Annotated in this window: 10 protein-coding genes; 5 read left to right on the top strand and 5 right to left on the bottom strand. The window is 58.2% G+C overall.

Features of this window, described 5'->3' with window-relative positions:
• The first annotated feature begins 323 nt into the window (after nt 1-323).
• Nucleotides 324-2,114 (top strand): long-chain fatty-acid--CoA ligase, encoded by a 1,791-nt coding sequence (locus ACXM2N_RS04925; protein WP_458490584.1) that lies wholly within the window; start codon nt 324-326, stop codon nt 2,112-2,114.
• Between the two features lie 72 nt (nt 2,115-2,186).
• Here ACXM2N_RS04925 and thrB read toward each other — a convergent pair whose 3' ends face one another.
• Entirely contained in the window at nt 2,187-3,110 is a 924-nt protein-coding gene (gene thrB, locus ACXM2N_RS04920; RefSeq protein WP_458490582.1) for a homoserine kinase, read from the bottom strand.
• A gap of 3 nt (nt 3,111-3,113) precedes the next feature.
• Nucleotides 3,114-4,463, bottom strand: coding sequence for a homoserine dehydrogenase (locus tag ACXM2N_RS04915; RefSeq protein WP_458490580.1), 1,350 nt, complete (start codon nt 4,461-4,463; stop codon nt 3,114-3,116).
• 466 nt (nt 4,464-4,929) lie between these two features.
• On the opposite strand from ACXM2N_RS04915, the gene ACXM2N_RS04910 reads away from it, so the two are divergent.
• Complete coding sequence (locus ACXM2N_RS04910; protein ID WP_458490578.1) at nt 4,930-6,030, top strand: MFS transporter; 1,101 nt, start codon at nt 4,930-4,932, stop codon at nt 6,028-6,030.
• Nucleotides 6,031-6,142: 112 nt separating this feature from the next.
• Entirely contained in the window at nt 6,143-7,258 is a 1,116-nt protein-coding gene (locus ACXM2N_RS04905) for an HNH endonuclease signature motif containing protein (RefSeq protein ID WP_458490576.1), read from the top strand.
• Between the two features lie 70 nt (nt 7,259-7,328).
• Here ACXM2N_RS04905 and lysA read toward each other — a convergent pair whose 3' ends face one another.
• From lysA to ACXM2N_RS04890, 3 genes are read right to left on the bottom strand one after another with little or no spacing between them, the layout of a single operon-like run.
• Complete coding sequence (lysA, locus tag ACXM2N_RS04900) at nt 7,329-8,681, bottom strand: diaminopimelate decarboxylase (RefSeq protein WP_458490574.1); 1,353 nt, start codon at nt 8,679-8,681, stop codon at nt 7,329-7,331.
• 6 nt (nt 8,682-8,687) lie between these two features.
• Nucleotides 8,688-10,340, bottom strand: coding sequence for an arginine--tRNA ligase (argS, locus tag ACXM2N_RS04895; protein ID WP_458490572.1), 1,653 nt, complete (start codon nt 10,338-10,340; stop codon nt 8,688-8,690).
• A gap of 6 nt (nt 10,341-10,346) precedes the next feature.
• Nucleotides 10,347-12,017 (bottom strand): L-lactate permease, encoded by a 1,671-nt coding sequence (locus tag ACXM2N_RS04890; RefSeq protein WP_458490570.1) that lies wholly within the window; start codon nt 12,015-12,017, stop codon nt 10,347-10,349.
• Between the two features lie 446 nt (nt 12,018-12,463).
• Here ACXM2N_RS04890 and ACXM2N_RS04885 point away from each other — a divergent pair, with 446 nt between their 5' ends.
• Together ACXM2N_RS04885 and ACXM2N_RS04880 are read left to right on the top strand one after the other, a co-directional pair.
• Complete coding sequence (locus ACXM2N_RS04885) at nt 12,464-13,249, top strand: (Fe-S)-binding protein (protein ID WP_458490568.1); 786 nt, start codon at nt 12,464-12,466, stop codon at nt 13,247-13,249.
• Entirely contained in the window at nt 13,246-14,766 is a 1,521-nt protein-coding gene (locus ACXM2N_RS04880; RefSeq protein ID WP_458490566.1) for a LutB/LldF family L-lactate oxidation iron-sulfur protein, read from the top strand. The genes ACXM2N_RS04885 and ACXM2N_RS04880 overlap by 4 nt, the downstream gene beginning before the upstream one ends.

Here is a 14,766-nt window from a genome sequence, read left to right as displayed (position 1 = left end):
ACGGCATGCGATTCTCACACGGGCTTGCTGCCGGCACATGGTACAAAAAGCAGTGATGCGGGAAAGCTGTGAATGTCACACGCTTTAAAAGCTAAAAGGTGAGAAGCGTTCCGCTCCGTGAGAAGAAGTGTTAACAGTCAAACACATGCCTAAAGCTCGGCTGTCATTCTAGCGCAAACAACATGCCTTCGCCCAATTTTGCCCTCGTGGGCGCGCCGTGGATTGATTGTTTTCTTTAGCCCTTTCTTCAGTCGCGCCACCAAACGCGACGCCCTAGTAGCATGAGCACCACACTGAGGTCGATTGATATTAAGCTTGAACGCATGCTGTCTACAATGCAGGACGTTCCCCTAAGCTTGTCGCGAATCTTAAAATACGGCTCCAAAGTTCATGCCGACACCAAGATCACCACATGGGAGGCAGACGAACCCGACGAGACCACGTTCGGCGATATCGGCGCCCGCGCGGGAGCCTTGGCATTCGCACTGCGTGATGAGCTGGGAATAACCAGCGACCAGCGAGTTGGCACGTTGATGTACAACTGCGCCGAGCACCTCGAGGCTCTGTTCGCCGTGTCCTGTATGGGTGCCGTGTTTAATCCGCTCAACAAGCAGCTGATGACTGATCAGATCCGGCACATCATTAATCACGCTTCCGACGAAGTCATCATCGCAGACCCCCGGCTCGCCCAAAAATTGGGCGAGGTGCTGGCCGGCGGATGCCCAAGCGTGCGCGCCGTCGTGTTCATTGGCTTGGGCCCCCACACCGAGGCACGCTCATTCATGCCAGAGGGGCTAGAGTGCTACTCCTACGAATCCTTGCTAGACGGGCGCTCCACCGCATACCCGTGGCCAGAGCTGGATGAAAAAACCGCCGCAGCACTGGTCTACTCCACCGGCACCACCGGCGCCCCCAAGGGCGTGGCGTTTTCCCACCGCTCCATGTACATGCACGCGCTGTCACTGCGCACCACAGACTCCCTGGCCATCGCACATGGTGAGACCTTCCTGTGCTGCGTTCCCATCTACCACGTCCTCAGCTGGGGCGTTCCTATTGCGGCGTTCATGTCAGGCACACCGCTGGTGTTCCCCTCTTCTGACGTCTCCGCCGCCCAGTTGGCCAAGATCATTGCTACGTCGCACCCACGCGCAGCGCACGGCGTGCCAACCATCTGGATCCAGCTGATGGTTCACTACATGCGCAACGCGCCAGAACGAATGAGCCTGCAGGAAATCTTTGTGGGCGGCTCTGCCGTACCGCCGGTGCTCACCCAGCTGTGGGAGGAACGATACGGCGTAGACATCGTCCAGGTGTGGGGTATGACGGAAACCCTGTCCGTGGTCACGGTTGCCCGTCCACCATCAGGAGCCTCCGGTGAAGCCCGCAAGGCGTATCGCGATAGCCAAGGCCGCTTCCCGTCATCGGTGGAATACCGAGTGGTCAAGGATGGCCAGATCAAGCAGTCTACGGACCGCAACGACGGCGAGATCCAGGTCCGTGGCCCATGGATTACGGGTTCCTACTTCCATTCCGCCACCGAAGACGAAGGTGGCGTTGCACACACCTTCCGCAACGAGGAAGTAGATGACGCACATGAGCTTTTCACTGCAGACGGCTGGCTCCGCACCGGTGACGTAGGCTCCGTATCCGCCGACGGATACCTCAACATTCGCGACCGCGCACGTGACGTCATCCGCTCCGGCGGCGAGTGGGTCTACTCCACCTACCTGGAAAACGAGATCATGGCCGCTGCCGTGGTGGTGGAGTGTGCTGTGATTGGTTACCCAGACAAAAAGTGGGGTGAGCGCCCTCTAGCAGTCACCGTCCTCGCCGACGGCATCACCCCCGACGCCACTACGGCCGAACGCTTGCGCGACAAACTCCGCGACACATTCCCCGCATGGATGTTGCCAGAGTACTGGACATTCGTGCGCAGCATTGACAAAACCTCCGTGGGCAAGTTCGACAAGATCGACCTACGCAAGCACCTAGCCGACGGGGACTTCGAGGTTATCGCGCTCAAAGGCCCAGGCCAGCGAGACAGCGATGATAACCAAGCACCCCCTTCTCGCAACTCCGAGCCTTCCGGCGCCACGGGCGACCGAGAGGACTAGTACCCGAACAAGGAAAAATCGCTGCCAGTTCTTTAGACTGGCAGCGATTTTTTGTTGCTCACATCTAGAAGATTAGGCCTTCTCCACCGTGACGGGGCCAGCTACGTTAAGCTCCATCACGCGCAGCCCCTCTTCCCGCGCCTGATCAAGAATTTTCTCATCCACAGGCTCGGTAGACAGCACCATGATGGTTGGGCCAGCGCCGGACAGGTAGGCGGCAAATCCTCGGTTACGTAGGCGGTTGACCCACTCAGCCGTGATGGGAAGAACATCCGCACGGTACGGCTGGTGCAGGCGGTCACGTGTGCCCTCCCACAACAGCTCTGGATGCTGCTGGAGAGCTACGGTCATGACAGCCACACGCGATACGTTGAAACGTGCGTCCACGTGGGTCACGTCAGACGGCAGCACACGACGCACGGCTTCTGTAGATGCGTGGAAATCAGGCACCAGCGCGGTCGCACGAATGGACTCGTGTACCGGGATGCTAACCGCCTTATACTGCGGATCAGTGTGGCCGTCTACAGGGATTTCCGTCCAAGAAACCACAGCAGAGCCGAGCACAGACGCTGCTGCGTTATCTGGGTGGCCTTCGAAGGCGCTAGACAACTGCACCACCTGCTCATCGGACAATGCATTGTCCGCAAGGCCGTTAGCTGCTACTACACCAGCTACCGCAGCGGCCGCAGAAGAACCGAGCCCACGTGATTGAGGAATATTGTTGTGGCAGACCACGCGCAGGCCAGGAACCTGAACGTGAGCGGCCTTGAGGCCGGATCGGATGGCCTTGACTACTAGGTGGGAGCCGTCGAGGGGCAGTTCGCCTTGGCCCTCGCCGAATACTTCAACCTCCAGGCCGGATGGGATGACCTCTACCTCAACTCGGTCGTACAGGCTCAACGCCAAGCCCAAGGTGTCAAAACCTGGACCCAAGTTAGCGCTGGATGCCGGAACGGTGACACTGACCTTCTTGCCTACTGGGATTTCAATCGACATGGATTACTCGCCTGCCAAACGGATAACAGAGTTGACCTGCTTGACGGCCTCCAACTCCTTGATCTTTTCAACGGTCGCGGACAGGTCACGCTCCTTGGCCTCGTGGGTCACCACAATCAGGCGTGCAGAGCCATCGTGGTTCTCCTGACGCACAGTACGGATGGAGATGGTGGATTCTGCGAAGATCTTGGTCAGTGTGGCCAGAACGCCAGCGCGGTCTTCTACGTCCATGTCGATGTGGTACTGGGTAGGGACGTCGCCGAAATCAGCGATGGGCAGGTTAGCGTAGGTGGACTCACCCGGAGCGCGGCCACCGAAGACCTTGTTGCGGGCTGCACCCACGATGTCGCCCAGAACAGCCGACGCCGTTGGGTTACCGCCGGCACCATTTCCATAGAACATCAGCCGGCCTGCAGCCTCTGCCTCAACGAATACCGCGTTGAAGGACTTATCCACGGAAGCCAGCGGGTGGGAGCGTGGGATCAGGGTTGGATGGACACGCGCGGAAACGGACTCGTTGCCGTTCTCGTCCACCAGGCGCTCACAGATGGCCAGCAACTTGATGGTGCAGCCGGACGCCTTTGCTGCGTTGATGTCGTCGGCGGTGATCGATGAGATGCCCTCGCGGTAAACGTCATCTGCGGTGACGCGAGTGTGGAACGCCAAGGACGCGAGAATCGCGGCCTTGGAGGCCGCGTCATAGCCCTCGACGTCCGCGGTTGGGTCTGCCTCTGCGTAACCCAGGCGGGTTGCCTCCGCGAGCATGTCCTCGTAGGAAGCACCGGTGGAGTCCATAGCATCCAGGATGAAGTTGGTGGTGCCGTTGACAATGCCGGCAACGGACTGCACCTGGTCACCGGCCAGGGAGCGACGCAGCGGGCCGACGACAGGAATTGCCGCAGCCACTGCGGCTTCGAAGTACAGGTCAACGCCGGCTTCATCAGCGGCATCCGCAAGCTCCGCTGAATGCGCCGCAACGAGAGCCTTGTTGGCGGTGACCACGGACTTGCCGTTGCGCAGCGCACCCAGCACTAGTTCACGCGGGTAGTCAATGCCGCCGATAACCTCCACTACCAAGTCCACGTCGTCACGAGCGATCAGGCTGCGGGCGTCATCAGTAAGGATTCCCAGTTGAGCAGCGAGAGAATCCCCGTGCTTTTCCTTGTTGGAACACGCAACGCCCTTGACCTCCAGAGGCCCACCAGCACGGTGAGTAAAGGCCTCTGCGTTCTCCGTGAGAAGACGCAGCACCTGGCTGCCCACGGTGCCGTAACCAAGAATCGCAATACCGACTGGCTCGCCTGCGCCCTTACCTGGCTTGAAGGTGGTCTCGTTGGTTGAGGAGGTGGTCATATTGCTCCCTGCTGTTGGCGGCTGCACCGATGGCAACTCATGTTTTTGGTCTAATTTTTATTCCTTTATACCCAACCACACCGCGTACTAAAACACCCAATACTTAGTGGCCTGGTGAAAATAGCAGCGCGAAGAGGATACAAGTCCGTAATTGTAACCTAAAACCCCAGCTCAACGCGACCCCAAATTGCACATCATCCCCAATATATTCACGCCTTTCTCCTTAGAGACGGGCAAGCGCGTTCGCCTGCAAACTTCTGCAACAGGACAACGCAAGCGTAAGGTTGTATACACATTCACTCCCCAGTACTACCAACCAGTGGCCAGACACCCTCCGGCTGCTGGTTTTGTGCATTCCACTAATTCATGAAGAAGGTGTTCTACTACGTCACACCCTGACAAGCTACTCACACCGGCCTTTACGCTGGCTTGGCTCATCAACTTCAGCCAATTTCTCACGTTCTACGTGTCGATCACGACGATGGCGTTATACGCCGTCTCCCAATTTCAGGCTTCAGAAACCATGGGCGGGCTCGCCTCAAGTGCATTCGTTATTGGTGGCACCATCGCTCGCTGCAGCGCTGGCTTCATAGTTGACCGAGTGGGCAAACGCCGAACACTGCTGTTCTCACTTGTCATAGTGGTGGTGAGCTCCTTCGCTTACCTTGTGGCAGACGGACTTTTCCTGTTGATCCTGGTTCGTCTCCTTCACGGCGCAGGTTATGCGTTCGCATCAACTGCTGTCATGGCAGTGGCACAAGCTTCCATCCCTGCTCATCGCCGCGCCGAAGGCACCGGATACTTCGCGCTGGGACCAACACTAGCAACCGCCATTGGCCCCGCATTGGGTGTCGCCCTTTCTCAGAGCTACGGCTACCCCACCATGTTCGCCACCTCCGCGGGATTTGCAGTAGTTGGCATGGTTATTGCACTGTTCCTCCCCTTCCCGCCGGAGCAGCGCCCACATGGCCAGCGCTTCAGCCTGGCTGCGATTGTGCACCCTAACGTGATCCCCATCGGCATATTCATGATGTTCATCGGCATGGCTTACGCGAGCGTCATTACTTACCTCAACTCCTATGCCCAAGATGCTGACCTCACCACCGGCGCTTCCTACTTCTTCATCGCCTACGCGATCACCATGCTGATCATGCGCTTCGTGTTGGGCCGGCTTCAGGATAAGAAGGGCGATAACCTCGTGATCGCCCTTGGCGTTGTCTCCTTCATCCTCGCCCTCGTCCTCCTTGCCAGCGCCCACCAGACATGGCACGTCATCGTCTCCGGCGCCCTGACCGGACTCGGGTACGGCACCCTCATGCCAGCATCCCAAGCAATCAGCGTACGTTTGGTGCCACTAGCTCAGATGGGCGTGGGCATCTCCACTATGTTCCTTCTTCTGGACGTTGGCGTAGGCTTCGGGCCAATCGTTTTGGGCCTGATCGTCACCGCCATTGGATACAACTCCATGTACTTGATCATGGCTGGCCTCGTTGCTCTTAGCGGCGTGCTCTACTACCTCGTCCACGGACGCAAGGACATTGCCAAGCCACATCCCCTCCACCAGTAAAACCCCAGCTAGAAACAACCCTGTGGATAACTTTCGCTTCCGGTTTAGGTTATCCACAGGGTTTTAGAGGGTCTACTTTTCAGCCCTTGATTTTGTGTTTAGCGTTGGTGGCATGACCGATGAACACGCAGCACTCACCAACTACCTCACCACCATGGGAAGCGGTGCCATCCTGCTGCGCGCATTCCACGGCCGCAAACACTGGGAGTTTGACACCATCGCCCCACGCGACGCAAAAGAGTTGATTGGTACCGCCGCCTGGCTCTACGGCACCACTCGCTACCGTCTCCAGCAACGCCGCACCCTCGAAGCAGCCATTGAACACGGGTTCTCCCTCTCCGTACTCACCATGATCCGCCGGCACGTAGAAAAACTTTCTACTGAACGCGAACAATGGGTCCTCTGGCGCGAACTCACCAACAAGAAACGCCCCGCAGCGGTGATCAACACACTCGCCCTCAAGCGGGTGAAAGAACTGACACAACCACCCGCCAGACGCAAGGTCGCCATGCGTATTGTGCGGGGTGCAGACGGCATGGGCACCCTCTATTTCACCGCACCCCAAGCACAACTCGCCGACATCAACCGTTCACTGGATAACGCTGTTGCCACCATCATGGAACAAGACTCCGACAAAACGAAGAATCAGGCCCGGGGTGAAGCCTTCGCCGAACTCCTTCGCGGCGACGCTCACGTGCCCCAGGGTGGTTACACACCACTGGTGGTTGTTCCCGTTGAAGAACACGCCAAGATCATCCGCGGTAAAGGTGACGGCATCAAAGTGGTGTGTTCTGATGGCACCGTCCTATCCGATAAAGAATACCTAGAACGCCTACTAGCAGACTACGGGCTGGTTGCCTTGGTGGATGAAGAAGAAGGCACCCTCAACATGTTCCGCACACAACGGTTCGCCAACCAGAAACAACGGTTTGCGGCGTTCGCGGAAAACCCCACCTGCGTAGCACCAGGTTGTACGGTGGCGTTCGATGACTGCCAACTCCACCACGTGGTGGCATGGAAAAACGGTGGCGACACCAACATCAAGAATTTGGTGCCGCTGTGTGCCTACCACAACGGGATCAACGATGATGACTGGTGGACCACAATCCACGGTCACATTGAAAAACGCGGGCCCTTCGCGTACTGGGTATCCGCTTATGGGTTACCGGATCGAAGAAACCAGCACCCGCTCGCCATGCTCGGTGGCTGCAGAAAAATCTTCGGATAACCCCCACCCACAACACACAACAGCCGTAACACCACAAGGTGCTACGGCTACAGGTGCGCGCCTAGTGCGATTAATCCTCTGCTTCCAATGCGAGATAATCCTCAATGGTCTCGCGGCGAACCATCAAGGATGCCTTACCATCCTTCACGGAGACCACGGCAGGGCGCATCATCATGTTGTAGCGCGAGCTCATGGAGTAGCAGTATGCGCCGGTGGCAGGGGTTGCCACGAGGTCGCCTACTGCAATGTCATTAGGAAGCTTGCGGTCATTAATCAGAATATCGCCGGACTCGCAGTGCGAGCCCACCACGCGGGAATCAACTTCCTTGCCGTGTACCTTGCGGTTAACTACGCGGAAGTCATACTCAGCTTCGTACAACATCGGGCGGATGTTGTCCGAAATACCACCATCCACTGCGATGTAGCGGCGCAAAGAATCATCGGTGACGTGGACATCCTTCACGTTGCCCACGGTGTAGACGGTAACAGTGGTTGGGCCTGCGATAGCGCGGCCTGGTTCCACGGTCACCCGCGGCGGGTCAAGGCGCAGCAGTGAGGCGTGGTAACGCACACGCTTGAGAAGATCGGCGGCCACAGCCTTAACGTCTAGCGGCTGCTCGTCCTCTGTGTAAGCAATACCGTATCCACCACCAAGGTCGAGGGTGGAGAACTCTTCGCCGGCGTCGGTTTCCTCTAGGATTTTCTCCCACAGGCCGAGCACGCGCTCGGCCGCGAGGGAAAAGCCCTCGGCGTCAAAGACCTGGGAACCTACGTGGCAGTGGAGGCCAATGAGGCTCAGGTTTTCGTCGGCAATTGCCTTCTGCGCAGCCTCGAAGGCGGAGCCGGAGGCGAGGGAGAAGCCGAACTTCTGGTCCTCATGGCTGGTTGCGATGAACTCGTGGGTGTGGGCGTCCACACCTGGTTTTACGCGAACCATCACGTTCTGGACTTTGCCCAGCTCCCCTGCCACGCGGGAAGCGTCGGCAAGTTCCTGGTGGGAGTCCAGCACCAGACAACCAACACCGGAGTTGATGACTAGGTCAAGGTAAGCGTCACTCTTGTTATTGCCGTGGGCTGTGATATCAGACGCGGGGAAGCCGGCGTGGAGTGCCACGCGCAGCTCACCGTGTGATGCCACGTCAAGGTGCAGGCCTTCCTCCTTGACCCACCGCACAATGCGGGAAGTCAGAAACGCTTTGGAGGCGTAGTGGACATACTCGCCTCCGCCGAAGGCTTCGGCCATGTCACGGCAACGGGAACGGAAATCATCCTCGTCCACCACCATGAGATTGGTGCCGTATTCTGTGGCCAGATCAGGCAGTGCGCAGCCAGCTATGGAGACCACGCCGTCCTCGTCGCGCGCGGCGTTGCGTGGCCAGACATGTGCTGGCAGGCCGTTGAAGTCGAACTTCTTTTCAGTCATGATGTCCTACATGCGTTCTGGGGCAGTGACGCCAACGAGTCCAAGTGCGTTGGCCAGCACCTGTCGGGTAGCGGAAGCCAGCGCCAAACGGGCGGTGTGAATTGGCTGGGCGGCCTCCCCTGCCTTAGGCAGGATCTGGCACTGATCGTAGAAACGGTGGAAAGTACCAGCAAGGTCCTCGGCGTAGCGTGCCACGCGGTGTGGCTCGCGCAGCTCTGCGGCGGCCTTGACCACTGCAGGGAACTCGCCCAATGTGCGAATGAGGTCACCCTCGCGCTCGTGGGTGAGCAGACCGAAGTCAGGGGCCTCGGAGGTAACGCCAAGTTCAGCGGCCTTGCGCGCGATGGAGCACAGGCGAGCGTGGCCGTACTGGACGTAGTACACAGGGTTGTCGGAGGACTGGGACGCCCACAGGCCCAGGTCAATGTCTAGGGATGAGTCCACGGAGGAGCGGATCATGGAATAGCGGGCGCCATCGATGCCGATTGCCTCCACCAGATCATCCAGGGTGATGACGGTGCCGGCGCGCTTGGACATGCGCACGGCCTTGCCATCGCGAACGAGGTTCACCATCTGGCCAATGAGTACCTCTACATTGTCGGACTCGTATCCCAGCGCCGCGGCGGAAGCGCGCAGGCGTGAGATGTAGCCGTGGTGGTCCGCGCCGAGCATGTAGATGAGCAGGTCATGGCCGCGGTCGAACTTGTCTGCAACGTAGGCGATGTCACCGGCGATGTAGGCGGCGTCGCCGTCGGATTTAATGACCACGCGGTCCTTATCGTCGCCGTAGTTGGAGGAACGCAGCCACCAGGCACCCTCGTTCTCATACAGGTTGCCGTTGTCCTTGAGCTTTTGAATAGCCTTGTCCACTGCACCGGACTCGAACAGGGAATTCTCGTGGAAGTAGACGTCAAAGTCTGTGCCGAACTCGTGGAGGGATTCCTTGATGTGGCTGAACATCATGTCGACACCGATGGAGCGGAATGTTTCCTGCATGGTTTCAGGATCCTGGGACAAAACGTCCGGCTGCTTCTCGACGACGGCCTGGGCGATCTCCTGAATGTAATCTCCGCCGTAACCGTCCTCTGGGGTCGGCTCGCCTTTGGCGGCCGCCATCAGGGAGTTGGAGAAACGGTCGATCTGGCGTCCGTGATCATTGAAGTAGTACTCGCGAGTCACGTCCGCACCGGCTGCCTCGAGCACACGGCCGAGTGAGTCACCCACAGCAGCCCAGCGGGTGCCGCCTAGGTGAATGGGGCCGGTTGGGTTAGCCGAAACAAATTCAAGGTTTACCTTACGGCCCGCGTAGATATCCACGTTGCCGAAAGCGGAACCGGCCTCGAGCACCTGTGCAATGATTTGTCCCTGCGCGTCTGCAGCTAGGCGGATGTTAATGAAACCTGGGCCTGCGATCTCGCAGGACTCAACGCCGGATTCTTCAGCCAACGCATCCGCGATAGCCTGGCCCAGCTCGCGAGGGTTCATACCAACCTTCTTAGCCACCTGGAGGGCAACGTTGGTGGCGTAGTCACCATGCTCGGGGTTGCGCGGACGCTCCACTACTACCTCAGCAGGCAGCACTGAAGCGTCGAGATCGCGGGAGGTTAAAACTTTGGTTGCGGTGTCTTTGATAAGAACTGAAAGATCGGCTGGAGTCATAGCTCGTTAGTTTAGCCCTACAACCATAAAACCAAGAACTGGGGTGGACTGCAGGTATACCAACAGGCAGACGAATATGAGCAAACCAAAGGAATAGCCCCATACCTTATGAATAATTTTGTTTTCCGTTCCGGGCGCGCCAACGCTGGTTGCTGCGATGGTGAGAGTCTGTGGGCTGAGCATCTTGGCCATACCGCCACCGGATGAATTGGCTGCCACTAATAGATGTGGATCTACGCTGATGGCGTGGGCAGTGTTGGCCTGCATTTGGGCGAAGAGCGCGTTAGTTGAGGTAGCGGAACCAGTGACCCATGTGCCTAGCCAGCCTAACGTTGGGGAAATCAACGGGAAGATTGTTCCGGCGCCCGCGAGGAAAGCACCCATGGCGGCGGTTTGGCCAGACAGGTTCATGACGTACGCCAGGCCCATGACAGCGGCGATTGTCAGCGCTGAGTAGCGCATCGTGTAAGCACCTTTGCCCATGATGCGGATGGCGTCCATGAAGGAAAGGTCCTCATACTCCGTGGTATCTGCCAAGTGGTAGACCAGCGCGGTTACAAGGCCGCAGCCAAGGAGAACGGTTCCCGGAGTGGACAAGAAGTTGAAGGTGAACAGTGTGCTGCTCACTACTTGACCGGACGCGTCAAGGATGTGTCCATGAAGGCCAGGCCAGCCTACCTGGACAGAGGTTCCGGCCAGCAAGGCAGGTACGTCTATCCCAATGCGCCAGAGGCTGGTGAAGGCGAATACGCCAACGATAAGCAGGTACGGGAACAGGGCGAGGATGGCGGCACGGCCGGTAATTGGGTTGCTTGCGCCCTCCCCCATGACTGAGTGGCCATGCATTTCCTCTGGGATGGAAGGGGTCCAGATCTTGAGGAAACCCACGCCGGCGGCGAGAGCAAGCAGGCAGGCCACGACGTCTGTGAGTACGTAGGAGAAGTAATTGGAGGCAACAAACTGCCCCAGTCCGAAGGAGAATCCGAGCACTAGGCACATGGGCCACAGCTGTGCCAGCCCCCTTCGTTTATCCAAAATGAAGGCGAGCAAGAATGGGATGATGAGGGAGACTATGCCTAGCTGCCTGCCTACCGTAGAGGCGAGTGCTTGTGCGTCTAGGCCCGTTAACAGCGCGGATGTGGTAACGGGGATGCCCATGGCTCCGAATGCGATGGGGGTTGCGTTGGCAACAACCGTGACCGTGACGGCGCGCAGTGGTTTGACGCCAATGGCCACGAGCATGGCGGAGATAATCGCGATGGGCGCACCAAAACCGGCGAGCGCTTCAAGCAGGCCACCGAAGGCGAATGCGATGATCATGGCCTGGACGCGCAGGTCACCTTTGCCGAGCGAGTTGAAGATGCGTCGTAAGTCTTCGAAGCGGCCTGATGCGACGGTGATGTCGTAGATCCACACCGCCATCCAGATGATGTAGACAATGGGGAACAATCCGAAGGCCACGCCTTGGGTGAAGGACAGGCCCGCTAACGTGGCGGGCATGTCAAAGAGCCCAATGGCTACCACGAGTGCGATGAGTGCTGACGCGAGCGCGCACCAATGGGCCTTCCATTTAAAGACCATGAGGAACACGAAGAAGGCGACTAATGGCATAACCGCGCACAGCGATGTCAGGCCTACGCTGGATCCCACGGCAGTGGTGGACAGTGTAAAAGACATGGAGGAATCAGCCCCTGTACGTTCAGCGGCTAGGGCGATGATGCAACCTAGACCGAAAGGAGATTGTGTAATCGCACATAACCCGCCCTGATGGGCAGCGTGTCAATCCATCGCTGCCAGCTACGTAGGGTTACATCCGTTTTTTTGATGTCAATCATTCAATTTTGCTATCAAGTTTTTCTCACAAGGTGGCGGGTTAAGGCCGCTGCGCGTGATCACAGGTCTCTGAGCTGAGCGTAACAAAGTCAGATATCTCCAGCGCAAATCGATTAAGCGAGACGTTTCTCACAGTTGTATACAATTTGCAGGCACTTCTTTGGATGGTAGCGGTAGCGGGCCACAATCTTCCCCAAAAACATAACTAGGCCTTTTCCCGTCTGTATACAATTAGCGGTGTTTGGTATTAGCTTCATAGAAATCCCCTACCGCCAACTTGGAGGAAACTCATGAAAGTTGCGCTCTTTTCCACCTGCATTGGGGACGCCATGTTCCCCGATGCATCCAAAGCTACAGCGCTGATACTCTCCCGATTGGGATACGAGGTCGTGTTCCCTACAGCCCAGACCTGCTGCGGGCAGATGCACGTCAACACCGGCTACCAAAAGGAAGCCATTCCGCTGATTGAGAACTACGTAGATGCGTTTAGTGACCCAAGCATTGATTACGTGGTAGCCCCGTCCGGGTCATGTATCGGCGCGGTCCGCGAGCAGCACGAGCACGTCGCTCACCGTTACGGCTCGAAGGCACTAGAAGACGGCGCGCGCACCGCCGCGAAGAAGTCTTATGACCTGCCGGAATTTCTTATCGACATCGCGGGCGTAGATGACCTAGGCGCATTCTTCCCGCACAAGGTCACCTACCACCCCTCGTGCCACGGCCTCCGCTTCATCAAATTGGGCGATCGCCCCTACCAGCTACTCAGCAAGGTAGAGGGACTAGAACTGGTTGATCTCCCCAACAAGGAGGAGTGCTGCGGCTTTGGTGGCACCTTCTCGCTCAAGAACGCCCCCACTAGCCAGGCCATGGTCAGCGACAAGTGTCGCAACATTGTCAGCACCGGCGCCGAGTTCGTCACCGGCGGCGATTCCTCGTGCCTGATGAATATTGTGGGCTCACTATCACGCCAGCGCAGCGGCGTGCGCGCGATCCACATCGCCGAGATTTTGGCGTCCACAAAGGAGCATCCTTGGACCCCTACGTCTGCTGCTTACTCTAAGGAGGCTTCACTATGACCACGATGCTTGGTACCCCAACAATGCCGCCGCGTGCCTCAGACCTCTCCCACCTGCGTGGCACTGAGCCTTTCCCTACATCGTCACAGGATGGGCTGCAGAATGCCACCCAGCGCAAAAACTTGCTGAAAGCCACCACAACCATTCGCGCCAAGCGCCAGCGCGTCATTGATGAGATTGATGATTGGGAGGCCCTGCGCGAGGCGGGTTCTGGCATCAAGCGTGACGTGCTCGCACGCCTACCGGAACTGCTCGAGCAGTTCGAAAAGGCGGTGACCGCCCGCGGCGGTCACGTGCACTGGGCCCGTGACGGCAAGGAAGCTGGGGAGATCGTCGCAAAGCTAGTGCAGGACACCGGCGAGAAGGACGTGGTCAAGATCAAGTCCATGGCCACCCAAGAAATCGCGCTGAATGAGCAGCTGGAGAAGGTAGGCATCACGGCCCGCGAGACCGACCTGGCTGAGCTGATTGTGCAGCTTGGCCATGATAAGCCGTCGCACATTCTGGTGCCGGCGATCCACCGCAACCGCGCAGAAATCCGCGACATCTTCATCCGCGAGATGCCAAACACGGACGAGACGTTGTCCAGCGAACCCGCAGAGCTTGCTGAGGCCAGCCGCAACTTCCTGCGCGAACAGTTCATGAAGGCCAAGGTTGCCATCTGCGGCGCTAACTTTGGCATCGCTGAGACAGGCCACGTCACCATCGTGGAATCAGAGGGCAACGGCCGCATGTGCCTCACCCTGCCGGAAACACTCATCTCCGTGATGGGCATTGAGAAGATCCTTCCAACCTTCCAAGATTATGAGGTTTTCCTGCAGCTTCTCCCCCGCTCATCTACCGGCGAGCGCATGAACCCGTACACCTCCCTATGGACTGGTGTGACAGAAGGTGACGGCCCGCAAAACTTCCACATCGTGCTCATTGATAACGGCCGCACCGCCGCTCTGTCCAACGAGATTGGCCGCGAGGCTCTCAAATGCATCCGCTGCTCCGCCTGCCTGAACGTGTGCCCGGTGTATGAGCGCGCCGGCGGACACGCCTACGGATCCACCTACCCAGGCCCTATTGGCGCGATCCTTACTCCGCAGCTGACGGGCATTAATGATTCCCATGACCCGAACGGCTACCTCCCCTACGCGTCCAGCCTGTGCGGGCGATGCAATGAGGTATGCCCGGTCAAGATCCCTATCACGGATGCGTTGCTGGAGTTGCGCCACCAGAAGGTGAAAGAGCACAAGCCAAAGATCGAAGGCGCCATCATGGCATCCATGCAGATGGCGTGGGGTAACGCGACGTTGTGGAACGCCGTCACCAACGTGGTCTTCATGGGTCGCCTGCTCGGCGGTTTTGATGGCAAGATCACTCACCTGCCAAGCTTCCTGTCCGGCTGGACTGACGTTCGCGATACCGCCGTACCGCCAAAGAAGTCCTTCCGCGCGTGGTTCGATAGTGATGATGCTCAGGAACTGCTGCGCAACGCCCGCAACGAAGCAGCTGCTCGCAAGGAGAAGTAA

The organism is Corynebacterium sp. ZY180755 (assembly GCF_054331495.1).
The sequence above is the reverse complement of the archived record's forward strand: the minus strand, read 5'-3'. Positions and strand labels throughout refer to the sequence as shown.

Bases quoted from the DNA above. Each gene is read 5' to 3' on its own strand.
- ACXM2N_RS04925 (WP_458490584.1), top strand. From the start codon at position 324: ATGCTGTCTACAATGCAGGACGTTCCCCTAAGCTTGTCGCGAATCTTA.
- thrB (WP_458490582.1), bottom strand. From the start codon at position 3,110: ATGTCGATTGAAATCCCAGTAGGCAAGAAGGTCAGTGTCACCGTTCCG.
- ACXM2N_RS04915 (WP_458490580.1), bottom strand. From the start codon at position 4,463: ATGACCACCTCCTCAACCAACGAGACCACCTTCAAGCCAGGTAAGGGC.
- ACXM2N_RS04905 (WP_458490576.1), top strand. From the start codon at position 6,143: ATGACCGATGAACACGCAGCACTCACCAACTACCTCACCACCATGGGA.
- lysA (WP_458490574.1), bottom strand. From the start codon at position 8,681: ATGACTGAAAAGAAGTTCGACTTCAACGGCCTGCCAGCACATGTCTGG.
- argS (WP_458490572.1), bottom strand. From the start codon at position 10,340: ATGACTCCAGCCGATCTTTCAGTTCTTATCAAAGACACCGCAACCAAA.
- ACXM2N_RS04890 (WP_458490570.1), bottom strand. From the start codon at position 12,017: ATGTCTTTTACACTGTCCACCACTGCCGTGGGATCCAGCGTAGGCCTG.
- ACXM2N_RS04885 (WP_458490568.1), top strand. From the start codon at position 12,464: ATGAAAGTTGCGCTCTTTTCCACCTGCATTGGGGACGCCATGTTCCCC.
- ACXM2N_RS04880 (WP_458490566.1), top strand. From the start codon at position 13,246: ATGACCACGATGCTTGGTACCCCAACAATGCCGCCGCGTGCCTCAGAC.